Source organism: Lentzea sp. NPDC006480, from assembly GCF_040611995.1.
GTDB lineage: Bacteria > Actinomycetota > Actinomycetes > Mycobacteriales > Pseudonocardiaceae > Lentzea.
The window spans coordinates 1-25,472 of sequence record NZ_JBEXPJ010000129.1; the positions used below are offsets into that span (position 1 = coordinate 1).

The 25,472-nt window shown below is 71.2% G+C and carries 22 protein-coding genes; 12 read left to right on the forward strand and 10 right to left on the reverse strand.

Going from position 1 to position 25,472, the window contains the following annotated elements:
* The first annotated feature begins 250 nt into the window (after positions 1 to 250).
* From ABZX92_RS34480 to ABZX92_RS34495, 4 genes are all read left to right on the forward strand, one after another.
* Entirely contained in the window at positions 251 to 1,249 is a 999-nt protein-coding gene (locus tag ABZX92_RS34480; protein ID WP_355568846.1) for a ParB N-terminal domain-containing protein, read from the forward strand.
* Between the two features lie 219 nt (positions 1,250 to 1,468).
* Positions 1,469 to 2,488, forward strand: coding sequence for a 2-deoxy-scyllo-inosose synthase (locus ABZX92_RS34485; protein WP_355568848.1), 1,020 nt, complete (start codon positions 1,469 to 1,471; stop codon positions 2,486 to 2,488).
* A complete protein-coding gene (locus ABZX92_RS34490) occupies positions 2,488 to 3,207 on the forward strand; it encodes a cupin domain-containing protein (RefSeq protein ID WP_355568851.1) in 720 nt (239 codons plus the stop codon). The genes ABZX92_RS34485 and ABZX92_RS34490 overlap by 1 nt, the downstream gene beginning before the upstream one ends.
* Positions 3,204 to 4,007, forward strand: a complete 804-nt coding sequence (locus tag ABZX92_RS34495) for an SDR family oxidoreductase (RefSeq protein ID WP_355568854.1) — start codon at positions 3,204 to 3,206, stop codon at positions 4,005 to 4,007. Before ABZX92_RS34490 ends, ABZX92_RS34495 begins: the two co-directional genes overlap by 4 nt.
* A 54-nt stretch (positions 4,008 to 4,061) precedes the next feature.
* On the opposite strand, the gene ABZX92_RS34500 is transcribed toward ABZX92_RS34495, so the two are convergent.
* Together ABZX92_RS34500 and ABZX92_RS34505 are read right to left on the reverse strand one after the other, a co-directional pair.
* The gene (locus tag ABZX92_RS34500; protein WP_355568857.1) at positions 4,062 to 4,457 is read right to left on the reverse strand and encodes a hypothetical protein; all 396 of its coding nucleotides are present in this window, start codon (positions 4,455 to 4,457) and stop codon (positions 4,062 to 4,064) included.
* A gap of 17 nt (positions 4,458 to 4,474) precedes the next feature.
* Positions 4,475 to 5,347 carry a hypothetical protein gene (locus ABZX92_RS34505; protein ID WP_355568860.1) on the reverse strand — a complete coding sequence of 291 codons (873 nt, stop codon included), beginning with the start codon at positions 5,345 to 5,347 and terminating at the stop codon, positions 4,475 to 4,477.
* A gap of 165 nt (positions 5,348 to 5,512) precedes the next feature.
* Here ABZX92_RS34505 and ABZX92_RS34510 point away from each other — a divergent pair, with 165 nt between their 5' ends.
* Positions 5,513 to 6,763, forward strand: coding sequence for an MFS transporter (locus ABZX92_RS34510; RefSeq protein ID WP_355568863.1), 1,251 nt, complete (start codon positions 5,513 to 5,515; stop codon positions 6,761 to 6,763).
* Here the strand turns inward: ABZX92_RS34510 and ABZX92_RS34515 are convergent.
* The 7 genes from ABZX92_RS34515 to ABZX92_RS34545 all read right to left on the reverse strand — a co-directional run bounded on the left by ABZX92_RS34515 (position 6,745) and on the right by ABZX92_RS34545 (position 14,327).
* Entirely contained in the window at positions 6,745 to 8,019 is a 1,275-nt protein-coding gene (locus tag ABZX92_RS34515) for a DegT/DnrJ/EryC1/StrS family aminotransferase (RefSeq protein ID WP_355568865.1), read from the reverse strand. The genes ABZX92_RS34510 and ABZX92_RS34515 overlap by 19 nt on opposite strands.
* Positions 8,019 to 9,326, reverse strand: a complete 1,308-nt coding sequence (locus ABZX92_RS34520) for a MaoC family dehydratase N-terminal domain-containing protein (protein WP_355568868.1) — start codon at positions 9,324 to 9,326, stop codon at positions 8,019 to 8,021. Before ABZX92_RS34520 ends, ABZX92_RS34515 begins: the two co-directional genes overlap by 1 nt.
* Positions 9,326 to 10,498, reverse strand: coding sequence for a MaoC family dehydratase N-terminal domain-containing protein (locus ABZX92_RS34525; protein ID WP_355568871.1), 1,173 nt, complete (start codon positions 10,496 to 10,498; stop codon positions 9,326 to 9,328). Before ABZX92_RS34525 ends, ABZX92_RS34520 begins: the two co-directional genes overlap by 1 nt.
* Positions 10,495 to 11,844 carry an AMP-binding protein gene (locus tag ABZX92_RS34530; protein WP_355568874.1) on the reverse strand — a complete coding sequence of 450 codons (1,350 nt, stop codon included), beginning with the start codon at positions 11,842 to 11,844 and terminating at the stop codon, positions 10,495 to 10,497. The genes ABZX92_RS34525 and ABZX92_RS34530 overlap by 4 nt, the downstream gene beginning before the upstream one ends.
* The gene (locus ABZX92_RS34535) at positions 11,841 to 12,101 is read right to left on the reverse strand and encodes an acyl carrier protein (protein WP_355568877.1); all 261 of its coding nucleotides are present in this window, start codon (positions 12,099 to 12,101) and stop codon (positions 11,841 to 11,843) included. The genes ABZX92_RS34530 and ABZX92_RS34535 overlap by 4 nt, the downstream gene beginning before the upstream one ends.
* A 106-nt stretch (positions 12,102 to 12,207) precedes the next feature.
* Entirely contained in the window at positions 12,208 to 13,302 is a 1,095-nt protein-coding gene (locus ABZX92_RS34540; RefSeq protein WP_355568880.1) for a DegT/DnrJ/EryC1/StrS family aminotransferase, read from the reverse strand.
* Positions 13,299 to 14,327: a DegT/DnrJ/EryC1/StrS family aminotransferase gene (locus ABZX92_RS34545; protein WP_355568882.1), complete on the reverse strand. Its 1,029-nt coding sequence runs from the start codon at positions 14,325 to 14,327 to the stop codon at positions 13,299 to 13,301. Before ABZX92_RS34545 ends, ABZX92_RS34540 begins: the two co-directional genes overlap by 4 nt.
* 212 nt (positions 14,328 to 14,539) lie before the next feature.
* On the opposite strand from ABZX92_RS34545, the gene ABZX92_RS34550 reads away from it, so the two are divergent.
* The 6 genes from ABZX92_RS34550 (at position 14,540) to ABZX92_RS34575 (ending at position 24,810) form a co-directional block, all read left to right on the forward strand.
* Positions 14,540 to 17,002, forward strand: coding sequence for a LuxR C-terminal-related transcriptional regulator (locus ABZX92_RS34550; RefSeq protein ID WP_355568885.1), 2,463 nt, complete (start codon positions 14,540 to 14,542; stop codon positions 17,000 to 17,002).
* A complete protein-coding gene (locus tag ABZX92_RS34555; protein ID WP_355568888.1) occupies positions 16,999 to 19,311 on the forward strand; it encodes a LuxR C-terminal-related transcriptional regulator in 2,313 nt (770 codons plus the stop codon). Before ABZX92_RS34550 ends, ABZX92_RS34555 begins: the two co-directional genes overlap by 4 nt.
* Positions 19,308 to 21,290 carry an ATP-binding protein gene (locus tag ABZX92_RS34560; protein ID WP_355568891.1) on the forward strand — a complete coding sequence of 661 codons (1,983 nt, stop codon included), beginning with the start codon at positions 19,308 to 19,310 and terminating at the stop codon, positions 21,288 to 21,290. Before ABZX92_RS34555 ends, ABZX92_RS34560 begins: the two co-directional genes overlap by 4 nt.
* Positions 21,283 to 21,459 carry a hypothetical protein gene (locus ABZX92_RS34565; protein ID WP_355568894.1) on the forward strand — a complete coding sequence of 59 codons (177 nt, stop codon included), beginning with the start codon at positions 21,283 to 21,285 and terminating at the stop codon, positions 21,457 to 21,459. The genes ABZX92_RS34560 and ABZX92_RS34565 overlap by 8 nt, the downstream gene beginning before the upstream one ends.
* Positions 21,452 to 23,527: a LuxR C-terminal-related transcriptional regulator gene (locus ABZX92_RS34570; protein ID WP_355568897.1), complete on the forward strand. Its 2,076-nt coding sequence runs from the start codon at positions 21,452 to 21,454 to the stop codon at positions 23,525 to 23,527. Before ABZX92_RS34565 ends, ABZX92_RS34570 begins: the two co-directional genes overlap by 8 nt.
* A 341-nt stretch (positions 23,528 to 23,868) precedes the next feature.
* Positions 23,869 to 24,810: a ParB/RepB/Spo0J family partition protein gene (locus ABZX92_RS34575; protein WP_355568900.1), complete on the forward strand. Its 942-nt coding sequence runs from the start codon at positions 23,869 to 23,871 to the stop codon at positions 24,808 to 24,810.
* On the opposite strand, the gene ABZX92_RS34580 is transcribed toward ABZX92_RS34575, so the two are convergent.
* Entirely contained in the window at positions 24,794 to 25,036 is a 243-nt protein-coding gene (locus ABZX92_RS34580; protein ID WP_355568903.1) for a hypothetical protein, read from the reverse strand. The genes ABZX92_RS34575 and ABZX92_RS34580 overlap by 17 nt on opposite strands.
* 60 nt (positions 25,037 to 25,096) lie before the next feature.
* Between ABZX92_RS34580 and ABZX92_RS34585 the strand changes: the two genes are divergently transcribed.
* Positions 25,097 to 25,375, forward strand: a complete 279-nt coding sequence (locus tag ABZX92_RS34585) for a LuxR C-terminal-related transcriptional regulator (RefSeq protein WP_355568906.1) — start codon at positions 25,097 to 25,099, stop codon at positions 25,373 to 25,375.
* Positions 25,376 to 25,472: the final 97 nt, after the last annotated feature.

Below are 25,472 nucleotides of genomic sequence, written 5' to 3' on the forward strand. Positions count from 1 at the left end.
GACGGCCGCGATGATCGTGACAACTGCGGTTCTCATGCCGATGAGCCTGTCGGCTCCGGCCCTCGAAAAACATGGAGCTTCCCGGCGTTCTGGGGAACTGGGGCTGGGTGGGAATTTTCGGGCCGTCGGCTTTATCGATCATGTGATCCGTTAAAACCGCGTGCGCGACGCAATTCAGGCTGCGGCCGACCCGGTCTTCGGCATGGGTTTGTCCGTACTGGAATTCTGTGCCATCAGGGGAAGGGAAGGCATGGCCGGGCAAGGGGGTTTTTCGGCTGTCGGAGGACTGGGCGGAGAAGGGCCGGAACCGGGCACCGACGAGGAGCAGCTGGTCGACGGCGAGGTGGTCGCGGTGCCCGTCACGTCGCTGGGCACCGACCTGTCGCCCAGGACCGCGGGCGAGAGCGAGGAGCACGTCCGGCTGCTGGCCGAGGCCGCGGAACGACTGCCGCCGATCATCGTGCACCGCGGCACCATGCGGGTGATCGACGGGATGCACCGGCTGCGGGTGGCCACGGCTCGGGGCGCCACGCACGTTCAGGTGCGGTTCTACGACGGAGACGAGAGAGATGCGTTCGTGCTCGCCGTGCGGCTCAACACGCAGCACGGCCTGCCGCTGTCGCTGCCCGATCGGCTGGCCGCGGCCGCGCGCATCATGACGTCGCATCCGGAGTGGTCGGATCGGCTGGTCGCGTCGCTGACCGGGTTGACGCACAAGACGGTGCGGCGAATTCGGCACCGGCCAGGCTCCGAGGTGCCCCGGCTGGGCTTCCGGCGCGGGCAGGACGGGCGGATCAGGCCCATCAGCTCGGCCAAGGGCAGGTTGCAGGCGGCGAAGCTGATCGCGGAACGTCCGCAAGCCTCGTTGCGCGAGATCTCGCGGGAGGCCGGCATCGCCCTCGCCACCGCGCACGACGTCCGGCGGCGGATCCGCTCGGGCGCCGACCCGGTGCCGGACCGAGACTCTGGCGAGGCCGAGCAGCCGCCGGCCCCGCAGGTCGCGCCGGCGGATCCGCGGGCGGCGCTGCGGCGTCTCCGGCAGGACCCGTCGCTGCGGTTCAGCGACGCGGGGCGGGCGGTGCTGCGGTTGCTGGAGGCGGGCTCGCTGGACCCCGCCGTGTGGGCGCGGCTGGCCACGTCCGTACCTCCGCATTGCGCCGATTCGGTGATCGAGGTCGCACGCGGTTGCGCGGCTGCCTATTCGCAGTTCGCGCAACAACTGGAGAAGAACATCCGCTCGGCCATGTGAGCGGCGGCCAGTCCGTCCGTTCCGCGAACGAACCAGCTAACTCTGTTGCCAATCGTGGATGGGAAAGTTGTGTCTTTGCTAGCCGAGGTTTCTTCCGTTGTCGACCGCGGTGTCCGATTCGGCGACGTCCGCTATGACTTTTACGTGGGACATGGACGTGCTTCGCTGAGCGCGTTCAGCCGCAGACTCGAAGCACTGGACGCCGATCGTTTTGTGATCGTGGCCGACAGTGCCCTCACCGAACACCAGATCGCGCAGGCCCGCGAGCACGTCGAGTCCGTCGCGCCGGTCACCGTGCTGACCGCGGACGCCGAGGAGCCGGCCAAGTCCTTGGACGTCGTCAACTCGCTGGCCGAGCAGATGCTGCGGGCCGGGGTGTCCCGCAGGTCCGTGGTCATCGCGCTGGGCGGCGGGCTGGTGGGCAACCTCGCCGGGCTGCTCAGCGCCCTCGTCTTCCGCGGCATCCGGCTGGTGCACCTGCCGACGACGTTGCTGAACATGTCCGACTCGGTGCTCTCGCTCAAGCAGGCGGTCAACTCGACCGTCGGCAAGAACCACCTCGGCGCGTTCCACGTGCCGTCGCTGGTGTGGAACCACCTCGACTTCCTGGCCACGCTGCCGGTCGACGAGATCCGGTCCGCGCTCGGCGAGATGATCAAGAACGTGCTGGGCGTCCTGCCCGAGCGCTACGACGAGGTCGCCGCCCGCCTGCGTCCCGACGGCGTCTACACCGTGGACGACTTCGCCTGGTTCATCGACCTCTGCGTGGACGCGAAGAGCTCGGTCATGCGCGACGACCCGCACGAGGAGGCGGAGGGCCTGATCCTGGAGTACGGCCACACCGTCGGCCACGCCGCCGAGCTGATCACCCACGGCCGGCTGCGGCACGGCTACGGCGTCGGTCTCGGCATGCTCGCCGCCGCCCGCGTCTCCCGCGAGCTCGGCCTGCTCGACCGCGCCGACGAGGCGGCCCACCTGGAACTGCTGGAGCGCAACGGTTCCCCGGTCCGGCTGCCGGCCGACGCCGGAGTGGACGCGGTGCTCGACGCCGTGCGGCTGGACAACAAGCGCGGCTACGTGAAGCCCGTGGCGGGCACCTGCGACATGATCCTGCTGGACGGCCTGGGCAAGCCGCACCGGACCGACGGCACGCTCATCACGCAGGTGCCGCGGGAGATCCTCCGGCTGGGCATCGAGTCCATCGCGCATCAATCACACAACACCGGGAAGGTGATCTGATGGGTATGGCCGTCCGCGGCACGCGCACCCCGTACGGACTGATCGTCAACGACACGAGCGGCGCCGCCACCACGTTCCACCAGGTCGGCGGCGAAGGCGTGTGCCAGTGGAAGACGCTGTTCAACGGCGGGCACCTGGTCGGCGACTGGAACATCGTCGAACACCTCACGATCGAGCCGGGCGGGTCGGTGGGCGAGCACGTCCACACCCGCACCGAGGAGATCTACTACATCCTGAACGGCGAGGCGGAGATGCGCATGAACGGCGTCCCGTTCACCGCGCGGGAGGGCGACCTCATCACGACGCCGATCGGCGCGGCGCACTCGATCGCCAACCGGACCGGGCGGGACATGCAGTTCTTCGTCGTGGAGGTGTTCCCCCAGGACGGACCGGCCGCCGAGACGGCCACGGTCAACGTTCCTTCGCTGCTGGCACAACAGCAACGGCGGGCGGTCGTCGACCTGCGCCCGTTCTTCACCGGCGACTGGCGGACGTTCGGTCTCGTGGAGGTTCCCGGCGGCGGCATCGTCGCCCGGGAGACCCCCGACGAGAGCACCGAGGTGCTGTACGTCGTCAAGGGCACCGCGGAGTTCGAAGTGGACGGTCGGCGCTACACCGGCGGTCCCGGCCGCTGTTTCGCCATCCAGCCCCACATCGACTGGAGGGCAACGGCTTTGAGCCCGCTGACCATGATCAGCACAGAGGTGGGTGTCCGATGAAGCTCGGCCTGGAGGACCGCACCGTCCTGATCACCGGCGCCGCCAACGGCATCGGCGCGAGCACCGCGCTCGCGTTCGCCGAGGAGGGGGCCCGGCTGGGGCTGGTCGACCGCGACGAGGCCGGTCTGGCCGGCGTGGCGGACGCCGTGCGCGACCTGGGCGCCAAGGTGGCCGTGCAGGTCGCCGATCTCTCGACCGCGGCCGGGGTCTCCTCGTCGCTGACGGAGCTGCTCGGCGAGCTCGGCGGACCGGCCGACGTGCTGGTCAACAACGTCGGCCAGGGCGTGGTCAAGACCTTCGACGAGCTCACCGACGAGGACTTCCTGCGCACGTTCGAGATCAACTTCCTGAGCGCGGTGCGGGCGATCCGCGCCGTGCTGCCCGGCATGCGGGAGCAGGGTCGCGGCAGCATCGTCACCAACTCCTCCGACCTGGCCCGCCAGCCGGAAGCCGCGTTGCTCGACTACCAGGTCTCCAAGACCGCGCTGGTCGGGCTCACCAAGAGCCTGGCGCTGGCGGAGGGTCCGGCGATCCGGGTGAACGCCGTCGCGCCGGGTCCGGTGTGGACTCCACTGTGGACACGGCCGGGCGGCCTCGCGGACAGCATGGCCAAGCTGCACGACCGCGAGCCGAGGGAGGCGGTCGAGTACGAGATGAGCCGCCGGCAGCTGCCGTTGGGGCGCATGGGAGAACCGCACGAGGTGGCGCGGGTGATCACGTTCCTGGCCTCGGACGCGGCGTCGTTCGTCACCGGCAGCGTCTGGGGCGTGGACGGCGGCACGATCCGCGGTATGAGTTGAGCTGAAACGCTGTGACGGCGCCGGTTCTCGTCGGAGAACCGGCGCCGTCGCACGTCAGCTGATGTCGTCCAGCTCGACCTGGAGCGTGTTCTCCAGCCGCGCGGCGACGTCGAAGAGCCCCGCGGAGGTCGGGCTGGTGATGAACGAGCGCCACAGGCTGCTGAACCCGCCCATCCGCCAGTCCGGCCTGCTGCCCGCGGGGTAGCGGATCGAGAGGTCGCGCACGCCCTCGATGGCCCTGGCCTCCTCCTCGCCGTGGATCGCCCGCACGGCCACGTCGCGCTGCGGCGAGACCGGGGTGAGGAACAGTGAGAAACCGTCGAAGCGCAGAGCGGCCTCCGGCTTCTCCCCCAGCGCCATCCGGCCGAGGTCGGCGATGATGTCGTAGCCCGCGGTCAGTTCCAGCATCCGCGGGATCGGGCCGCCGACCCGGCCGTTGACCTCGATCACCCGCGGGCCGTCCGCGGTCAGCTTGAACTCGATGTGCGTCGCGCCGTGCCGCAGGTCGAGGGCCCGGATCGCGTCGGTCGCGGCGTCGCGCAGGACGCCTGCCGCTCGTCGTCCAGAATGGACGGAAGCAGGTCGCCGGTCTCGCGGAACGGCGGCGCCAGCGGGTACTTGTCGGTCACCGCCAGGTGCGTGACCTCGCCGTCGAAGATCAGCGACTCCACGCTGGCGTGGTCGCCGTAGCGCTCGTCGTCGTGCCATCGCTGTCCCACGAGCAGGCTTTCCAGCATCAGCACGGGTTCCCGCCCGTACATCCGCGGATCCTCGCGGTAGTGCCGGTCCGCCTCGGCCACCGCACCGGCCAAAGTGGACTCCGAGTCGATCAGCATGGTGGAGATGCTGCCGACGCCCACGATCGGCTTGAGCACCGCGGGCAGCCCGACCTCGGCCAGCGCGGCGGCCGGGTCCACGCCCGGCGTCAGCACGGCCATCCGCGGTCCCGGCACACCGGCGGCCAGCAGGGCGGCCCGCTGCAAGTCCTTGCGCTGCACCAAAGACGCCGCGTGCGCCGAGTGGTACGGCAGGCCGAGCTGTTCCGCCGCAAGGGCGACCTGGTGGAGCAGGTGCTCGTTCTGCGCGAAAACCCCGTCCGGTGACCAGGTCCGCGCGATCTCCATGATCGCGTCCGCCACCTGGTCCGGCCGCTCGATCCGCACCACCTCGATCCCGTCCGCACGGGTGGCGAGCTCGCGTTCCTTCTGCGCCGCGTGGTCGGCGAACGGTGGCGGGACGTACAGCACCTTCAGCTCGGCCAGCGGGGTCAGCGACCGCAGGTACTCGTGCGGCGAGACTCCGCCCATGCCATCCACAACAAGCAGCCGTGGCAGGCCCATCAGATCCCCTCGATCCTCAGAAAGGCTTGCAGGACAACGTCATTCACGCAGCTGAGCACGGCGTCGGCGACGAGCTCCCCCACTTGTGCCATGATGCCAGAGGGGATCGTCGCGCGGGGACTGACGCCGGCGGGGAATCCGAGTTCCACCTGGGGGAGAACACACATGAACTGGGCGGGCCGGCTGTGGCGTGCGGCCACTGGCGCCGACGCGTTCTCCGACGGGCCGCGGCGCAGGCTGGCGGTCGCGTCGTTCGTCGACTCGCTCGGCAGCGGCCTGTGGTTGCCGTCGATGGTGCTGTTCTTCACCCGTGGCGCGGGCCTGAGCGCCGCCGTCGTGGGTGTGGGCCTGACCTGCGCGGGCATCACGTCGGTCGCGGTCACGCCGTTGGTGGGCCGCGTGCTCGACCGGCACGACCCGCGGCGCATGCTGGTGCTGTCGTACGCGATCAGGACGGTCGTGTACCTCATCTACCCGTTCGTGCACTCCGCCGCGCTCTTCATCCCGTTGGTGTGCCTCGCCCAGGCCGCGGCGCAGGCCGGGCGATCGGCGCGGACGATGGTCGTCGCCGGGCTGGCGGACGAGGAGGAGCGGATCCGGATGCTGGCCGGGCTCGCCGCGATCCGGGGCACGGCCGTCGGCCTCGGCAGTCTCGGGGCCACCGCCGCCATCGTCGCCGACACCCGCGCGGCCTACCTGGCGATCGTGCTGGTCAACGCGGTGTCGTACGTCGTGGCGGGCCTGCTCGTGCGGACGCTGCCCACCTTGGAACGCGCCCAGCAGCCGGAAGCACACCACCAGACCAAGGCGGAACGCCGGCAGCTGCTGCGCGACCGGCGGTTCCTCGTGCTCGCGGGCCTGAACGCGGTGTTCCTCGCCGGTGACTCGGTGCTGCTCGTGGGCGCGCCCCTGTGGATCACCACCCGGACCTCGGCGCCGCCCGCTCTGGTCGGGGTGCTGTTCACGCTCAACACCGTGCTGGTGGTGCTGTTGCAGGTCAGCCTGGGCAAGATGGCCAAGACCCTCAGCGGCGCCGGGAAGGCGTATCTGCTCAGCGGGGCGACGCTGCTGCTCGGCTGCGCGATGTTCCCGCTGGCCGCGCTCGGTGGCGTCGCGGCGGCGGCCGGCTGCATGGTCGTCGGCGTGATCGGGCTGTCGCTGGCCGAGGTCTTCAGCCAGGCCGCCGGGTGGAGCGTGCCGCTCGCGCTGGCACCGGACGGCAAGCGCGGCCAGTACCTCTCGGCGTACGCGGTCGGCGAGGGGTTCATGACCTTCGCCGGACCGGGCCTGATCACGGTGATCGTGCTCGACGGCGGTGGGCTGGGCTGGCTCGGGCTCGGCGTCGTGGCGGCAGCCGCCGGCGTTGCGGCACAGTGGTTGTGCCGCACCGGGACACCTCAGACCACGCGCGGGTAGGGCTCGAACGGCTGCGACAGCACGACGTCCAGGTTGGCGAACACCTTCTCGACTGCCTGGACGTACCGGTCCATCAGCTCGGGCTCCTGCACGTACAGCGGCCGCCACATCGTGCCCAGGCTCAGCCCGGTGGCGCAGATCCGCGAGGCCACCGGGAACGCGCCGGGAACCCACGGCCGGACCGCCTCCGCCTCGGTGTCGGGCCGCCACACCTGCGTGCGGCGCCGGAAGGCCACCTGGGCCGGCACGGGCTGCGGCTGCCAGATGCTCACCTCGACGCCTTCCGCCTGCAGCGCCCGCATGATCCGGTCCCGCAGGTCGCGCGGATCGCCGTCGAAGCCGAGCTCCTCCGGGTGCAACAGCAGCTGGTACTTCCAGTACGAGCAACCCCGGTCGGGGTGCACGAACGGCGTTTCGACGCCGGTCAGGCCCTTCAACCCCTCGGTCAGCCGCGCCGCGTTCTCCTGCGACCGGGTGTTGTGCTCGTCGAGGCGGCGGAGCTGGCTGCGGGCCAACGCACACACCATCTCCTGGCCGCGGTAGTTCCAGCCCACGCCGTGCGACCAGTACGGGCGAGGCGCGTCCGCGGGCACGTCCTCGCCGTACAGGACGAGCCGTCGTGCGATGTGATAGCTCTCCTCGTCGTCGGTCGTGAACAACCCGCCCTCGCCGGCCGGCAGGTTCTTGGAGTGGTTGACGCTGGCGCCGGAGGTCTCGCTGAGCGACCCGGTCATCTCGTCCCGGTATCGGATTCCGTGCGCCTGCGAGTTGTCCTCCACGATCGGCACGCCGTGCCGGGCGCCGATGGCTTTCAGCTCGGCCATGTCCGCGGGCTGGCCGTGCGCGTGCACGGCCATGATCGCCTGGGTCCGTTCGGTGATCAGCGCCTCGACCTGAGTGGTGTCGATGGTGAACGTGCGCGGGTCGACGTCGCAGAACACCGGCTCGGCGCCCTGGTGGATCGCGGCGAACGCGGAGGCGACGAACGTGTAGGCGGGCACGATGACCTCGCCGCCCGGCTCAACCCCTGCCGCGGCCAATGCGGCGTGCAGCGAGGACGTGCCCGCGTTGGTCGCCAGGCAGTGGCGCGCCCCGGTGTAGGCGGCGTACTCCTCTTCCAGGGCACGGATCTCCGGCGCGTTCGGACCGGCGAGCACACCGCGGTCCAGCACCGCCGCGACGGCCTTCTTGTCCGCCTCGGTGATCTCCGGCCACGGCTTGTGCTCGTCGGGACCGATGAGTGGTCGGTCGTTCATCAGAACCACTCGGCCCGGCGGTGCACGTCGAACGGCACGTAGTCCGGGCGCTCGGGGTGCGGGATCGGCAGGGCCGGGTCGCCCAGCGTGCGGGACGGCAGGAACACGGTGCCGTAACCGAGGCAGTGCACCTCGTCGAGCTGGTTGCGGCCGGTGATCTCGACGGCCACCGCCGCGTACTGGCTGCCGCTCTTCTCGGCGACGTACTTGCGGATCACCTTGCCGTGGTAGACGACCGCGTCGCCGTAGAACACGGGCTTGCGCATCGAGGTGTACATCCGGTGCACGAACGCGAAGTCGCCCGCCCAGTTGGTGAGCAGGCGGATGGGCATCTGCGCGCGCTGGATGCCGAAGTCGAACGGCAGCGGCTCGCAGCGGTACGGCGACAGGAACCTGTCCTCGTGCTCGTCCCACGGCGCGTACGGCCAGCCCGTCACCGGATGCGTACGGGCGAAGTCGGGGTTGTTCAGGCCACGCAGATAGGCGGGCCGGAACGCGCGCACCATGCGCGTGCCGTCGAACGCCGAGAGCAGGCCGTGGTCCATCGCCTGGTACGTCAGCTCGTCGCGCATGCCGTACGGCGGCTGCACCAGTTGCGGCAGGTCGTCGCCTTCCTGGACGTCCTCCCAGTACAGGTGTTCCGCCCCGCGCCGGCGTTGACCGTCCAAAGCGGACCGGATCCCGGCGATCTCGTCCGCCGTGTACTCGTGCGGCCGGCGGTCGTAGAAGAGGCGTTCCCGCAGGCGTTCCACCGGCATGACCCTGGTGGCGCCCATCTCCTCGACCGACATGTGGACGAGCCGCCCGTACGCCTTGCCCAGCAGCGCGCCCGAGTTGTCCCAGTAGAACGTCTCCGAGTGGTGCGAGATCGCCCTGGACTGCCTGGCCCGGCTGACGATCAGCTCCCTGGGCGTCTTCGAGGACGAGAACCGCATGCCCGGACGCGGCACGTCGTAGAACTCCCAGGCCACGCCGGACAGGAAGTTCGCCACCGGGTAACCCTGCGGCCGCTGGGCACCGTGATCGCCGGGGTAGCGCACGTGGATCAGCACCGGGCCGGGTGCGATCTGCGTGCCGTACCAGGACTTCTCGGCGTAGGCGGGGTCGGTGTAGAGCGGGTTGTCGTCGCCGATCGCGTGGGCGTACCGGCGGATCAGGTCCGGGGTCAGCATCAGCGCGCTCGGCACCGGCACCGCGTTGCGGTCGTACGGCCCGGCGGGCGGCGGCAGGTCCTCCGGGCTCTCCTGGTCCAGCAGCTCGCGGCTGCGGTCGATGAACTCCAGCACGGCTTGTTCGTGCGTCTGCATCACGCCTCCACCGGGGTGTCACAGGCCAGCCCGCCGCGAATCGGCAGCCGCACCGGCTTGCCGGGTTCCGGCAGGAGCACCACGGCGTCCGCGGTGATCACCGGTTCGTTCAGCTGGTTGCGGCCGTCCACTCGCAGACAGACCGCGTGGTAACGACTTCCCGCCTCGTCGGTGGCGGTGAAGCGGTCGGCGACAGTGCCGGCCAGGCGCAGCGCGTCCCCGTACCGGAACGGCTGGTGCAGGCGTGCGCTCACTTGGCGCAGGAACCCGTCGTCGCCCATCCAATGCGTGGCGTACTGGCTCGCCAGCGCGAACACCAGCCCGGCCGGCGCCTGCGGTCCGCCGGGGTCGGTGACCATCGAGTCGAGCCCCGCTTCCGTCTTGTCCCACACCGGCCAGCCGGTGACCGGGTGGGCGCCGCGGCGGCCGTTCCGTTCCGCGATCTGCTGGTACACCAGGTTTCCCGCGCGCACGGGGCGTCCCTCGGCGAAGGTCCACACCATCAGGTCGGCCAGGGTCAGCGGCCCCTTCAGCAGGGCGGGGAAGGTGTCGCCGGCCCGCACGTCCCGCCAGAACCGGGGCACCGTGCCACGGGGCGGGGCCTCCGCGTCCAGTTCCGCCGTCATCTGGTCGATCTCGCCCGGGGTGTAGCGCGCCATGGGCCGGATCGGCGGCAGGCCGTCGGCCGGCACCAGGTCGACCTCGGCCCAGCACCGGGCGATCTCGCTGCCGTCCCGGTAGTAGTCCACAGTGGACGTCACGGTGGCCTTGGCGCCGTTGCGGCCGACACCGGTGACGCGCATCCGCCCGGACAGGTCGCGGTCGCCAAGGCGCACGACGTCGTCCCAGGACATCGTGGCCGCGGCCAGGTCCGTGGAAAGGTTGTGGTCCAACAACTCCGCGACGGCCGCCGAGCCGGGCATGCGCACCGCGAGCAGGAACGCCGGCGGCGCGAGCATCGAGTGGTAGGCCGAGCCCGCGCCGTACTCCGGGTCGGTGTAGAGCGGGTTCTCGTCGCCCAGCGCCTCGGCGAACCGGGTGACGTTGAGCCAGCTGGCGACGTCGATCCCCGGTTCCACGTCCGGGGCCAGGAAACCGACCAGCCGGCGGCCTGCCTCGACCAGCCGGTCGACGTCCGTCTCCGTCCGGGCGCGGGGCGCGACCTGGGTCATGCCTGACTTCCTTCCTGGAGCGTGGCGGTGAGCGCCGCGTAGTCGGTCTTGCCGGAGCTGGTGCGCGGCAGCTCACCGACGTCGCGCACGTGGATGAACCTGCTGGGCACGCCGACGAGCTCGCGGACGTGCCGGGTGAGGTCGCTGCCGGCCGTGCCACCGGCCCTGGCCAGGACGAGCTCGCCGGCCACCTCCACCGCGGCGACCGGGCCGTGCGGGGCCAGCAGCGCCTCCAGCTCGTCCAGGTTCACCCGCTGACCGGCCAGCTTCGCCACCCGCTTCTTGCGTCCGACGATCGTGTAGTAGCCCTCGTCGTCGACCTCGGCGAGATCACCGGTGGCCAGCGTGCCGCGGTTGACGTCGCCCGCGCTCAGGTCCGCGCGGCCCTCGGCGTACCCCAGCATGACGTTCGGGCCCCGGTAGATCAGCTCGCCGTCCGCGGCCAAGGACAAATCGCCTTGTGGCACGGGCAATCCGATGCGGTCCGGCTTGTCGAGCACTCGTTCCGGCGGGACGCAGGCGATCCGCGCGGTGGCCTCGGTCTGGCCGTACATCACCACGAGCCGGCCGCCGCGATCCGCCGCCAGCCGCCCGAAGCGCAGGACCTCGTCCGGCGCCATCCGGCCGCCTGCCTGGGTCAGCGTGCGCAGGTCCGGCAGGGAGATCCGCTCGAAGCCGATGCGCCTCAGCATCGTGTACATGTACGGCACGCCCGCGAGGGACGTGCACGCGTTGTCCCGCATGACATCCCAGAACTTCGGGCGCAGCAGGCTCGTGCCGGGGAACACGACCGCGGCCCCGGCGAGCAGGTGGGAGTTCAGCACCGACAGGCCGTAGGAGTAGTGCAGCGGCAGGCTCTGCACCGCCCGCTCGCCGGCGTCGATGCCCAGGACCTCGACGATCTGCCGCGCGTTGGCGTCGATGTTGTCCTGGCTGAGCCGCACGTACTTCAGCGTCCCGGTGCTGCCGGACGTGCCCAGCAGGACGGCCAGGCCCTCGTCCACCGGCCGGCCGGTGGACGGCCGCCGTTCGACCCGGTCGCGGTCGAGCACGAAGTCCGCCTCGTACGCGCCGATCAGCCGGTCGAGCACGGCGGCGTCGGTGGCGGCGTCGAGCATCAGCACCGCGTGCCCGGCCGCCAGTGCCGCGAGATAGCCGATCGCCGTGCCCGGCTCCGGCCGGCACAGGCAGGCGACCACCGACTTCCGCTTCGCCGCCAACATGTCCACAGTGGACATCACGGCTGCGGCGAGTTCGACATAAGTCCAGGTGCGACCGGTGGACCCGTCGACCAGAGCAATGCCCGGCGGCGGATTTTCCAGCCAGGACAGCAGCTTCGGCGTCACGGCCGGCCGGTCTCGGCGATCTTGAGGACGGCCGCGGCGGACGGGTAGCTGTCGATCGCCCACACGTCTTCCTCGGACAGCGTGACGGAGAAGGCCTCTTCCAGCGACGTGACCAGCGACATGTGCCCCAGTGAGTCCCAGTGCGGGTGCTCACCGAAGACCAGCGTGGTCACGTCGGTGTCCGCGGCCAGATCCAGCCCGGCGCGGAACGCCTGCGCCAGTCGGTCGTCGAACGCGGCGGATTCCGGCAACGCCATTGGACACTCCCCCAAGCGGTGAATCGCCCCCGATGATCGCCGCGGCGCGTCGCGCCCCAGCCAGCCGAACGTAAGTGCGCCGGGCGAAGACGGTCAAGGAAGGCGTTCAACCGGGGATTCGCCCCGGACGAACACCGTGGAACGCCAGCACGGAACGGATGACGTGCGCGACCTCGTCGTCGTTCAGCCCTGGCCACACCGGAATCGCGAGATTGCGATCGCAGACCGCCTGTGCGCGCGGGAAAAGGCCTCGGCCGAACCGCGCGAAGGCGTCCTGCCGGGGCAACGGGACCGGGTAGTACACGTGCGTGCCGATCCCTTGTGCGCGCAGGTGTTCGGCCAGTTCGTCCCGCCGGTCCGTCAGCACCGCGTACACGTGGCTGAATCTGCCCGGCGCGGGTACCGCGGACGGGAGCGCGACCAGTCCCGCTTCGGCCAGCGGGGCGAAGGCCTCGTCGTACCGCGCCGCGATCTCCGCCTTGCGCCGCATCCGTTCGGTGAACCCGGCGTGCCGCAGCAACAGGAACCGCGCGGTCAGCTCGTCCATGCCGTGGTGCCGGCGCGATTCCCGGCAACGCGCCGCGATCTCGTCGTCGTCGGTCACCACGACACCACCCTCACCAATGCCGCCGAGTGGCTTGAACTGCGCGTAGGAGAACACCCCCGCGTCGCCCCACCGGCCCGCCGCGAGGCCGTCCAGCGAGGCGCCGTACGCCACCGCGGCGTCCTCCACCACCGCGAGGCCGTGCCTGCCCGCCATCGCGCGGAACGCGGGCATGTCCGCCATCGTGCAGAAGATGTGCGTGGGCACGATCGCGACCGTCCTGGGAGAAATCGCGGCCTCGGCGGCGTCCGGGTCGATGACGAGCGTCTCCGCGGAGACGTCGGCGAACACCGGCACCCCTCCCCTGCCCACGATCATGCCCGCGATCGGCTGGCAGCCGAAGGCGGGCACGACCACCTCGTCACCGGGCTCGATCCGCACCCCGGCCACGGCGAGGTCCAGCGCGCCCGACCCCGACCCGCAGGCCACGGCGTGCCGGGCCCCGATCTGCTCGCTGATCACCCGCTCCAGCTCGGCGACCGCCGGGCCGAGGGCGAACCGCTGCGCGGGATCCAGGCCGATCCGCCGGACCAGCTCCAGCGTTTTCCGGCGTTCGGCCGCGAAAGCCTTGGGAGGGAAGAACGGCAGGGTCCTCATGCTCGTCCTCCTCGGTAGAACCGGCTGATCGCGTCGCACACGTGGTCGATTTGACCGGGACTCAGATCCGGGTGGACCGGGAGCGCGAGAGACGTTGCCGCCCTGGGGATCACGGTCTGCACGCCCGCTCGGGTGAGGTGCTCGGCCAGATCGTCCCGCCGGTCCGCCGCCACCACGTACGCGGGCCACACGTCCTGGGCGGGCAGGCCGAGACCGTCGATCCCGGTCAGCCGCGAGGTGTACCGGGCGGCCACCTCACGCCGCCGGGCCAGCGCGCCGTCCAGCCCGTCCAGTCGCGCCAGCAGCACCGCCGCCTGGATCTCGTCCATCTTGCTGTTGACGCCGACCATCGCCGCCGGGCCGGACGTGTCCGGCGCGCTGCCGGGGACCTCGCTGGTCCGGCCGTGGTGCCGCAGCATCATGCACCGCGTCGCGAGCTCCCGGTCGCCGGTGATGACCATCCCCGCGTCCCCGAGCGCGCCCAGCGTGCTGTCGGGCGCGAAGGACACCGCCCCGGCCGCGCCGGACAGCCCGGCGTGAACACCGTCGTGCCGCGATCCCAGCGGCACGCCGTCCTCGACCAGCGGCACACCGGCGTCCGCGGCGATCTTCCGCAGGGCACCCAGGTCCGGCATCCGCCCGTAGGAGTGCGCCGCCAGCACCGCTCTGGTGCGTCCGGACAGCTTGGCGGTGAACACCGGCGTGGCACCGGCGCGTTCGACCGCCGCCACCGACGACCACTCGGCGCCGTCGGACATGACCACCTCGTCGCCCTCACCCACGCCCACGGCGCGCAGGACGAGGTACAGCGCGTCCGCTCCGCTGTTCACCCCGACCGCGTACCGCGCGCCGGTGTAGCTCGCGATGGCCTGCCCCAGCTCGGCGGTCACCTGGCCGTTGACGAACTTGTCGTGGTCGAACACCTGGTTGATCCGGGCCTCGACGGCTGGCCACGCGTCGCGGAACGACGTCCTCCCGTCGAACCACGGCACGCGCCAGCGGACCACGTCGCTCTCGGACAGCATCCCCCGTGCCTCCCCCTGTGGAGACCGCACTGGAACACGGAAAAGTCCGCAGCGCAACGAGTTCGACCGCGCCAAGCCTGACAAACCACGCCACGGCACTTGTTCATACCGCGCGTCTGCGCAGTTTGTGCCGGGGCATGTTGCGTCACCGTTCTCAGTTACGGAAGGCTTCCAGCCGATCGCGAATCGTGACGATTCCGCAGGGAGTGACAGTGACTGACCTGGTCGGACGGCTGGTGGAGTGCGAGCAGCTCGTCCGTCTGGCGGCAACCTGCCGGGACGAGGGTGCGCGGCTGGCGCTGGTGCGCGGCTCCGGCGGGATCGGCAAGAGCAGTCTGCTGGCCGCGGTTCGGCGGGAGCTCGCCGAGGACGACGTGACAGTGCTGTGCGCGACTGGCCGCGCACAGGTCGCGGAGTACGGCTCGGTGCGCGAGCTGTTCGAACCGCTCTGTGCGAGAGCGCTCCCAGACCTGGACGCGGACGACTACGCCGTGTTGTGCGGGTGGTACCGGGTGGCGGTGGACGTGCTGGCGGACCGGCCGCTCGTCATCGTGCTGGACGACGCGCACGCCTGTGATGCGCGGACGCTGCGGTGGATCGACTTCCTGGTGCGGAGGTCTGCCGAGCTGCCGCTGGTGGTGGTGCTGGCGTGGCGGCCCGGTGTGGTCGAGGAGGCCGACCTGCTGTTCGCGGAGATGGCCGAGCCGGTGATGACGATCGACCTCGCGCCGCTGTCCGGCGCGGACGTGGTGACGGTGATCGAGCGGACGTTCGGCCGCACGCCTGATCCGGTGTTCGCCCAGGCGTGTGAGCTGATCACGGGCGGGAATCCGGGGCGGTTGCGGACGTTGCTGACCTCGTTGCGCGCCGACGACGTGACGCCGGACGAGAGCGGCGTGGGGCGGGCCGAGGAGCTGGGGCGGCAGGTGGTCGCCGGGTGTTTGCCGGAGGCGTGCGAGAGAGGGCATGTTCGCGAGGTGGCCCGCGCGATCGCCGTGCTCGGGGGCGCCGACACGAGGACGGTGGGCAGGTTTCTCCAGCTGGCCGAGCCGTTCGTGACGAGTGCGGTGGACGCGTTGCGGCGCGAGGAAGTGCTTGGTGCGCACGGGTTCCGGCGCGAGGACGTGGCCGGTGCCGTGCTGTCCGCGGTACCGACCGCGACGCTGACCGAGCTGCGCCGGCGGGCCGCGGCGTTGCTGAACGACGAGGGGCGGCCCGCCGAGGAGGTCGCCGGTCAGCTCATGCGGCTGCCGGAGCTGCCCGAGGCCTGGATGTTCTGCACGCTGCAGGAAGCGGCGGCGGCAGCGGTCCGGCGCGGGGCGTACGACGAGGCCGAGCGGTACCTGACCCGAGTGCTCGACCAGGTGCCGGACCATCCGGACACCTTGCTGGAGCTGGCGGACGTGCTGGTCATGCGGGAGGGGCTGGACGACCGGACCGGCACCGCGCAGCTGCTCGCGCGCTACCGGCGGGTGCCGAACACCGGGTATGGGCGGTTGATCTCCGGGGTGGCCGCGCAGGCCGAGATGCTGGCCGGTGAGTGCGTCCGGTCGGCGGTCGAGCTGGCCAGGCTGGGGCTGGCTCCCCGGTCGGCCGGGCACGCCGGGCCGGCACTGGCCGCCGCGGCCGTGCTGGCCCTGTCCGGTGAGCCGGCCGAGGCGATGGCGGCACTGGACCGGCTGGTCACCACGAGCGGCGCGGACGGCGCACTCGACGTGCATGCGCTCGCGCTGGCGACGAGGGCCGGGTTGCTCGACCACGCCGGTGATCTCGCGGAGGCTCGTGCCGACGCGCAGACCGCGCTGGAGGTCGCCGCGCGGGTTCCGGCGGAGGTCGGGCTGCCCAGCGGGGTCATGGCGTCGATCCTGCTCAAGCAGGGTGATGTCGCCGCCGCCGAGGAACATCTGAACCGGGTCGGGGAACCGCGGTTCGGCTGGACGTACGGACCGGTGATGATCACGAAGGCGGCGGTGCGCCGGGTCCGTGGTGATCTCATCGGTGCGCTGGACCTGTTGCTGGAGTGCGGAAGGCAGCTGACGTCCGCGGGCGTGCACAACCCCGTGTGGGCTCCGTGGTGGCTGGACGCCGTCTGCCTGCTGGTTCGCCTCGACCGGCGCGAGGAGGCCGTCGAGCTCGCCGAGTTCGGCGCCGAACGTGCCCGGCGGTGGGACACCCTCGAAGCGCGGGGGCTCAGCCTGATGGCCGGCGGAGTGGTGGCCGAGGGTGCGGTGGCGGCGGAGCTGCTGGGTACCGCGGTGACGGAACTGTCCGCGTCCTCCGCACGGCCGCTGCACGTCCGCGCGGTGCGTCTGCTGGGCGAGTCGCGGCTGTCGGACGGGGACGCCAAAGAGGCTCGCGAGCACCTGCGGACCGCGGTGACCATGGCGATCAGGCAGGGAGATCACGCGGCGGCCGCGGAGGCGAGGGACTTGCTGGTGCTGGCCGGTGGACGCATGCCGAGACTGGGCGCGCGGCCGGCGGACGTGCTCAGCGGACGGGAGCGGCGGGTCGCGGAGCTCGCCGCGGCCGGTGCCACCAACCGGGAGATCGCCGAGGAGCTGTTCGTGACGGTGCGGACCGTCGAGAGCCATCTGTCCAATGTGTACCGAAAGCTCGGGGTCGAGCTGCGCGCGGACCTGCCGCACGCGCTCGACACCGGCCTGCACGCCGCATGACCGGTCTCGACGTCATCGCCACGGCACTCCGTCTCGCGAAGCCGGGCGCGGGCTCGCTGGTGGTGCTCCGGGGACCGTTGGGTTGTGGCCGCTCGAAGACGTTGAAAGACGCGCGGAAGCTGGCGGAGAGCACGGGCGTCCGGGTGCTGCGGGCGGCCGGGGCCAGGCAGGAACGAGACTTCCCGTTCGGTGTGCTGCACCAGCTCGGCGAAGAGCTGGACGGCCCGGCCTTGATCACCGTGGACGACCTGCAGTGGGCGGACGAGGAGTCGTTGCGCGCGCTCGCGTCTCTGGCTGAGCGGCTGGACCGGCTCCCGGTGGTCATGGTGGTCTGCGTGCGCGACGGCGACGTGGGGTCCGACTCGCCTCTCGTGCAGCAGGTCGTGCGCAGGGCGGCTCAGGTCGTCACGCTGCCACGTCCAGTCCTGACTGAGGATTCGCGCCGGAAACTCGTCACCTGCCTGCGGGCACAGCCTGCGCAGGTGCGTTCGGTTCTCGACGCCATGGCTGTCCTCGGCGACGACCTTGAGTTGATCATGCCGCTCGCGGAGGTCGACGAGATCGGGTGCACGACAGCGCTGCGGGCGATGGACCGTCTCGGCCTCGTCGACCACCTGGCGCCGCGGTTCGTCCACCCGATCGTGCGGGAGGCCGTCGAGGAGACGATGACTCCCGCGCACCGGGTCCGGCTGCAGACCAGGGCCGCTCGTCTGCTGCACGACGCGGGCAAGCCCGTCGAGATCGTGGCCGGACGGCTGCTGGCCATCACGTTCGCCCAAGGGCCTTGGGCCGTCGAGGTTCTGCGCACGGCGGCCGAGTCGGCGATGGAGCGCGGCGCGCCTCACGTCGCGGTGGAACACCTCCGCCGCGCGCTGCTCGAACAACCTCAGGCGGGTTCCAGGCGGGCGACCTTGCTGGCCGAACTGGCCACCGCGGAACGGGGCGTCGATCGCGCCGCCGCCGCGACGCACCTGTCCGTCGCGGCGCGGATGGTGACCACCACTCGGGAACGCGCCGCGATCGCCGCGCGGTTCGTGCCGGGAGCCCTGGCCGAGGCACCTCCCGCGGTGCGCGAACTGGTCGGCGGCATCGAGGACGAACTGCGGGTGGCACGACCGCACGACGATCTGCTGGGTGAGCTCGCGCTGCGGGTCGAAGCACGGTCGCATCACGCCGAATGCCTGGCGCCAGGCCGGTTCGCGCGCTGCGCCGACCGGCTGGGCGAGCGTCCGGACCGGACCTATCCGGCGACGAGTGCCGGACGCGAGCTGATGGCGGTGCGGCTGCACTGCGCGACGATCGCCTCGGCATGGCGTGCCGGTGAGGTCGCGGTGATCGCGGAACGGTTGCTGTCTCACGCACCAGCCCGGCCCGATCACGTCCACACGCCGATCGCGACCTTGGTGACCACGTTGTGCGCGGCCGGCTCGGTGGACGCGGTGTCCGCCTGGCTGCTCCGCGCGCTGGAGCACGCCGCCAGCACCGAGCAGGTCTTCATCGAGGCCGAACAGGCGTTGGTGCTGCTGCACTCCGGCCGGATCGCCGAGGCTCGGACCATCGCGGAGAACGTCCTCGCCACGGCGGGAACCCGCCGCCTCGCGTCCGAGGTGCTGGTGACGCTCGCTTCGATCGCCTGCGAGACACGCGATGACAACCTCGTCAGCCGGCTGATGCGGCTCATCAAGGAGGAGACGCACCACCCGGCGCTGTCCGTCACGTACCAGATGCTGTGCGGCGCAGCCGGTGTGGCGGCCGAGGATCTTCCGGCCGCGCTCGCCTACCTGCGGGACGCGGGCAGTCAGGCGCAGGAGCTCGGCTGGCGCAATCCCGTGCTGTACCCGTGGCGTGCCGAGGCGGCCGGGGTGCTGTGGCGCATGGGTGATCTCGCGGCGGCACGAGAACTGGCCTGGGAACAACACGCGCTCGCGGTGCAGTGGGGTGCGGCGGCCGGTGTCGGCAAAGCCTTGTGCCACCTGGCATCGATGACCGAGGGGACCGCCGGTGTCGCGCTGCTGCGGCAGGCCGTGGACGTGCTCGAAGGGTCGGCCAACCGGTTCGAACTGGCCAGGGCGGTGGAACAGCTGGGCCAGCGGACCGCGGACCGGCAGGTCGCCAGAGCGGAGCAGGGCGACTGCCCTTTGACGACTGCGCAACGCCGGGCCGCGGAGCTCGCGATGGCAGGCCGTTCCAACCAGGAGATCGCGGACGTCATGCGGGTGAGCGTGCGGGTCGTGGAGAAACACCTGACCAACGCCTATCGCAAGCTCGGCGTGCAGGGCCGTGGCGGGCTGTCGGCGGCGTTGTCTTGAAGGTCAGCGAGGAACAACTCGTCGTCGAGCTCACCGAAAGCCTGCGTCGCGGTCGCGGCGCCGTGTTCGAGGTGACCGGACCGCCGGGTTCCGGTCGCACCACGCTGGTGTCGCGCATCGCCGACCACGTGACCAGGCAGGGTATCCGCCTGATCGCCGCTCCCCCGCTCCCGGCCGACCCGCGAGCTTTCCTCGAAGCCGGACCACTTGTACTCGTGCTCGACGACGCGCAGTGGCTCGACGAGAGCTCGGTCGGCCGGCTCCGCGCGTTGCTGCGCAGGATCCACCGGGTTCCGGTGGCGGTGGTCCTGGCCACCGCCGGACTCGGCACGGCGGCCGAGGACGTGTTCGCCGAACTCGCCGAGGACGGCTCCGTCACCGCACCGCCCTGGTACGTCGTTCACCCACATCAGTCCACTGTGGACCTGGTCGCGCGGACGCTGCACGTGCTGTCCGAGCACGACATCGTGTTGTTGCGGGCCGTGGCGGTGTGCGGCGAATGGTCCTTGGCCCGTGAACTCGCAGATCTGAACCGCGTGCTCGCCGATGAAGCGATGACGAGGTTGCGCGACCTCGGCCTGGTCACGACGGACGAGCCGACGCTGACCGACGGCGTGGCCCAGGCCGTGCTCGCCGCGATGAGCGCCGGCGAGCGGAACGAGCTGCGGTCCAAAGCGGTGGCACTCGGTCATCGCGCCGTGCTCGGGTTCGAGCAGATGAGTGCGCTCCTGCTGGAGGCACCACCTGTCGGCAGGCCATGGGCTCGGCAGGCGCTGCAACGTGAAGCCCGAGTGCTGGCCGCAGCGGGAAGAACGGCGGAGGCGGCCCGGTTGCTGGTCCGGGCGTTGAACGAGCCGGCGATCGAGGCGACGCGCGCGCAACTCCTGATCCAGCTCTCCCAGTGCGAACTCGACCACGCACCGGAAGCCGGTGATCGGCGCCTGGTCCGGGTGTTGCACATGACCGGCCCGGCGATGTCCGGCCCGAGGCTGCGTGCGGCGGACATGCTGGCGTGCCGGGCGCGTTTCGGCGTGGCCCGGCGGGCCATCGAGACCGCGCTGGCGCATCCGGATCTGCCCGAATCCGAGCAGGAGGCGTTGACGGGCCTCTACTGGTACGTCGTGACTGTCGCGGGTGAGCCCGACGACCTCGGTGTTCCAGCCGTTCCACCGCTTCCGGACTCCCCCACCAACCCGGTGTGCCAAGGCATTGCCGCCTGGCGGCTGGCCCGTGGTGGCAGCGGTGGCGCGGCCGCGGTGGCGCTGGCCACCGGCGCGCTGGCCGGTCGCGGTCCGCTGACTCCGCGCCTCGCGGCGATCGACGTGCTGTCCTGGGCCGCCGAGTACGAGACCGCGCTGGCCGGCATCGACGCCGTTCTCGTGGACGGCCGCCGGCACGGTGCTCGGGTGGCGGTCGCCGAGGCGGTGCTGCGGCGCGGCTCGGTGCGGGTGCGGCAGGCGCGGGTCGTCGAGGCGGCGGAGGACCTGGCCGCGGTGGAGGCGGAACTGCCGCGCGGTTGCTGGCCCGCACTGCTCAGCGCCCGGCACCTCGTGCTGGAAGTGGTGCTGCTGCTCGCGGCCGGGCTGGTCGAAGCAGCCCGCGAGGCACTGGCCCGCGAAGCAGCCGACGTGGATGGCCTGGCGCACGCCTGGCGGCTGTTCGCGCACGGGCTCGTGGCACTGGTGACGGAACCCGCGACCGCGGCCGGGATCTTCCTGGAGTGCGGCATTTGCTTGCGGGACATGGGTGTGGTCAACCCCGCCGTGCTGCCCTGGCGGTTGCTCGCGGCGCTGGGATGGCGGGCCGCGGGCGAGGTCGCGCGCGCTGACGCCCTGATCGCCGAGGCTCACGACCTGGCCGGCCGGTGGGGCGTTCCCGGCGTGCTGCGGGAGACCCGCCAGCTCGCGGACGTGGTGCACGGGATGCCGCCGGGCGACCCTGAAGCCGTCCGCAGGTTGCTGGAGCTGCCCCGTGGCTGACGCGCTGCCCGGCATGGACCATCTGACGGAGGCGCTGCGGACGACAGCTGCCGGCGCGGGCAAGTCCGCGGTGCTGCGGGAGACCCGCGAGCTCGCGGACGTGGTGCACGGGATACCGCCGGGCGACCCTGAAGCCGTCCGCAGGTTCCTGGAGCTGCCCCGTGGCTGACGCGCTGCCCGGCATGGAACACCTCACGGAGGCGCTGCGGACGACAGCTGCCGGCGCCGGGACGTTCGTGACCGTCCGTGGCCCGATGGGGGCGGGGAAGTCGGCGTTGCTGCGGGCACTGGCCGAGCTGGCGGACAGCGTGGGCGCGGTGGTGCGGCGGGCGAGCGGAGCACCCGCCGAACAAGACTGGGACTACGGTGTGGCGGAGCAGATCGGGCCCGTCCCGGCCGGTTTCGTCGTGATCGTGGTGGACGACCTGCAGTGGGCGGACGAGAAGTCCGTGCGGTGGCTGATCGACATCGCCGCGTCCGCGTTGGTGGTGACCGCGGTCCGGGACGGCGAGCCAGGTGCGGACATCGCGCTTCCTGGCCCGGAGGTGCGGTTGCAGGCGGTGCCGTCGGCCGCGTGGTCCCGGCGCCGGGTGGCCGACTGCCTGAGCCGGCAACCCGAACCGGTGCGGCGGGTCGCCCGGGCGATGGCCGTGCTCGGTGAGCACGACCTCGGCCTGATCACCGAACTGGCCGGGCTCGACGACGTCACCACTGCCACGGCGGTGCGGACGCTTCGTGCGCTTGGACTCGTGGCGGACGCCGTGCTCGCCACGATGACGGCCTCCGAACACGACGCCTGGCACCTGGCGGCAGCCGTGCTCCTGCACGACCGTGGCCGTCCGGTCGAGCAGGTCGCCGACCATCTCGTCGAGACCAGGTCGGCGCTTCCCGAGTGGGCGATCGAGGTCCTCCGAGCCGCCGCGCGGCCCAGTTACCTGCGCAGGGCGGTGGCGGAGCAGGGACCGGAACGGGCCGCGCTGCTGGTCGAGCTAGCCGTCGCCGAATGCGCGACGGACAACGTGCTGGCACTGCAGCATCTGAGCTATGCGATCGGGCTGCACAGCTCGCCCCGGGATCGCGCTGCGGCCGTGCTGGCAATGCCCGTCGCGGTACTGGGCGTCGCTCCCCCGCTGGCCCGGGACGTCATCAGCGATGTCGAGCGGGGTGTTCGCGAGCTCGGCGACGGCGACCTGTCCGCGCGGATCGAGGCGCGGATGCGGTACGCCGGGCACACGGATCCCACCGAGCTCACCGACTCCATCTCGCGGCTGAGGGAACTCGGGCCGGAACCGGACACGTCCAGTGCGGCAAAACGGGAACTGCTCACGGTGTTGTCGTTCTCGGCGGCTCTGGCGGCGCGGGTGCCCGCGACAGAAGTGGCGGTACTGGCCGGTCGCCTCCTCGAACACCCACCGCCGGACCAGATGAGACAGCTGCTCGTGACAACCTTGCGCGCAGCCGATTCCCCGCTCGGCGAGATCGCCGGAGGGCCGTTCCCGGACGCGATGCTCAGCCTGGCCGGGGTGGACAACCCCGGCACCGCACTGGTTCTCGACCTGGCGCGGGCCGCGGACGAGGTCGCCGCGGGGGACGTGCGGGGTGGTCTGCGCGGCCTGACGCACGCGGGCCGTCAGCTCGACCAGCTGGGCTGGCGCAACGTCGTGCTCTTCCCGTGGCGCACCACGGCCGCCCGGCTGCACCAGCAGCTCGGAGACATCACGGCGGCGATGAACCTCGCCGAGGAAGAACACGAACGCGCGGTCGAATGGGGTGCCCCGGCCGGCGTCGGCCGGACGCTGCGCGTGCTCGGCGGGCTGACCGAGGGAACCGCGGGCGTGGACCTGTTGCACGCGGCCGTGGACGCGCTCTCCAGCTCAGCCGACCGGCTGGAGCTGGCACGCGCCCACCTGGCGCTGGGGTTGCGGCTGCGGGAGAAGCACGAGCGGGCCGGCACCGAGCACCTGCGGCGGTGTCTTGACATCGCGGGCGAATGCGGCGACGAGCGGCTGGCACGGCAGGCCCGCAGTCATCTGCGCGGCGAGGTCCGGCGTGCCGAACTCACCCGCACCGAACGGCGCGTGGTGGCGCTCGCGGTGGCCGGCCAGTCGAACCAGGAGATAGCGCACACGCTCTCGGTGAGCACCAGAGCCGTGGAGAAGCACCTGACGAACTCCTACCGCAAGCTCGGCATCCGGTTCCGGGCGGAGCTGGCCGGTGCGCTGAACCATTGGTTCTAGTGTCTCAACTGGACATGTCGAGCTGCTGTCAGTGTGTTTAAATTCCGGTCGCACGTTTGACGTCGACAAATTCAGCCCCCGTGACCGCCCGGTCCACTCGTCTCAATTGGGCCGTACCTTCGGGCATTTACCTCGGCGCAGACCGACCCACTACGCGGGCCTACCACAGTATTAGTGGCACTCCGACCTCGACTGTTGACCCGTGACTCAGTTCTTTCGTAATGTCGAGGATGAGTCGGAAATGGTCGAACGTCTGGCGAAAAAGCGGTGCGGTTTCGTCCTTTCTGGACGGTCGAGTTGTCGGGTCAACGGGATCGATCTCGTACCGGAGGACGGCTTTGATGAGAAATCAGGGCGTTGAACGCGGCGACCAGGAACAGGCGTCCCCGTGGTGCGACTACCAGGCAGGTGTCGTGCCGACCGAGATGGTGGCCATCAGCCGGCTGCGGCTCGGCGGTTCGCCGCGGACGACCGGCGTGACCTCCGAGCACGTCCGCGTGCTGGCGAGGACGAACTCCCGCGTACCGCCGATCATCGTGCACCGCCGCACCATGTGCGTGATCGACGGCGTGCAACGGGTGCGGGCCGCGGAGCTGAACGGCCGCGACCACATCGAGGCGCAATTCTTCGACGGCGACGAGCACGACGCGTTCGTGCTCGCGGTCGAGGCGAACACGGCCAACGGGCTGCCGCTGTCGGTCGCCGATCGCAAGGCGGCCGCCGCGCGGATCATCACGACCCACCCGGCCCGGTCGGACCGGTGGATCGCCCTGGTCAGCGGCCTGACCGCGAGCACCGTCGGCGAGATCCGCCGGCGTTCGACTGTCGACGGCGCGCGGTCGAACACCCGGATCGGCCGCGACGGCAGGCGCCGCCCGCTCGACAGCTCGGACGGGCGCAGGCTGGCCGGTGAGCTGATGCGGGCCGATCCGGACCGGTCGTTGCGCGACATCGCCAAGGCGGCGGGCATCGCCCCGTCCACGGTACTGGACGTGCGCAACCGGATCAGCTGCGGCGAGGATCCCGTTCCCCCGCCCAGGAAAGACCCGGCGGAGCCCGATCCCGTCGCGATCATGCGCACCCTGTGCAAGGACCCGTCGCTGCGGCTCACCGAGGCCGGCCGCGCCCTGCTCCGGTGGCTGGACACGCACACCGTGACCGGCGAGGCGGCTCCGCCCGTGCAGGACATCCCGGCCCACTGCGCCGGTGCGATCGCCGAGCTGGCGCGGCACAACGCGCGGTTCTGGACGGCCTTCGCCGACCGAGTCAGCGATCAGGGCTGAGGCATGGGTTCGCCCACAGGTAACCGCGCACCGACAGCGACGCGGCGCGCATGGTCGCGCGGATCTGGTCGGGATCGTCGCCCGCGAGCGTCAGCCGGGCCGCCTCCAGCAGACACAGGACCGCGTCCAGCCGGGCGCTGGCCGCGAGCCCGCTCAGGTCCTCGTGCAGTGACTTGAGCAGCGCGTCGGCCGCTTCCGGCAAGGACGTCCCGGTATCACGTGCCAACGTTGTCACGGTCGTACCTCGAAGCTGTTCCAAGGGAATGGAATCGGTGCCATGTTTAACGTGCAGAACGACGTGCGGAACTGCGACCACCATTCGGCCTGCTGGACTCTCAGTTCCGTCCAGGCCAAGATCCTGGAGGGGGTCGCGGCCGGTGTCTCCAGCGGGCGGCTGGCGAGAGAGCTGTACCTCAGTTCGAAAACCATCGATTATCACGTCCGTGTCATGTCCGACAAGCTGGAAGCACCGAATCGCACCGCTTTGGTCTCCCGGGCGTTCGTCCTCGAAATCCTGCGCACGGATTCGTGGCCACCGCGCGTCTCGTGTGAAACCGTGGATTGACGGTCACGCCTCGATGTCCACGCCCATCTCCTCGGCGATGCGGGCCGCCTCCGCCAGCAACGTCTCGACGATCTGCGACTCCGGCACCGTGCGGATC

Coding starts and splice junctions, on each gene's coding strand:
- ABZX92_RS34480 (WP_355568846.1), top strand. CDS start 251: ATGGCCGGGCAAGGGGGTTTTTCGGCTGTCGGAGGACTGGGCGGAGAA.
- ABZX92_RS34490 (WP_355568851.1), top strand. CDS start 2,488: ATGGGTATGGCCGTCCGCGGCACGCGCACCCCGTACGGACTGATCGTC.
- ABZX92_RS34495 (WP_355568854.1), top strand. CDS start 3,204: ATGAAGCTCGGCCTGGAGGACCGCACCGTCCTGATCACCGGCGCCGCC.
- ABZX92_RS34505 (WP_355568860.1), bottom strand. CDS start 5,347: ATGGGCCTGCCACGGCTGCTTGTTGTGGATGGCATGGGCGGAGTCTCG.
- ABZX92_RS34510 (WP_355568863.1), top strand. CDS start 5,513: ATGAACTGGGCGGGCCGGCTGTGGCGTGCGGCCACTGGCGCCGACGCG.
- ABZX92_RS34515 (WP_355568865.1), bottom strand. CDS start 8,019: ATGAACGACCGACCACTCATCGGTCCCGACGAGCACAAGCCGTGGCCG.
- ABZX92_RS34520 (WP_355568868.1), bottom strand. CDS start 9,326: ATGCAGACGCACGAACAAGCCGTGCTGGAGTTCATCGACCGCAGCCGC.
- ABZX92_RS34525 (WP_355568871.1), bottom strand. CDS start 10,498: ATGACCCAGGTCGCGCCCCGCGCCCGGACGGAGACGGACGTCGACCGG.
- ABZX92_RS34535 (WP_355568877.1), bottom strand. CDS start 12,101: ATGGCGTTGCCGGAATCCGCCGCGTTCGACGACCGACTGGCGCAGGCG.
- ABZX92_RS34540 (WP_355568880.1), bottom strand. CDS start 13,302: ATGAGGACCCTGCCGTTCTTCCCTCCCAAGGCTTTCGCGGCCGAACGC.
- ABZX92_RS34545 (WP_355568882.1), bottom strand. CDS start 14,327: ATGCTGTCCGAGAGCGACGTGGTCCGCTGGCGCGTGCCGTGGTTCGAC.
- ABZX92_RS34555 (WP_355568888.1), top strand. CDS start 16,999: ATGACCGGTCTCGACGTCATCGCCACGGCACTCCGTCTCGCGAAGCCG.
- ABZX92_RS34575 (WP_355568900.1), top strand. CDS start 23,869: ATGAGAAATCAGGGCGTTGAACGCGGCGACCAGGAACAGGCGTCCCCG.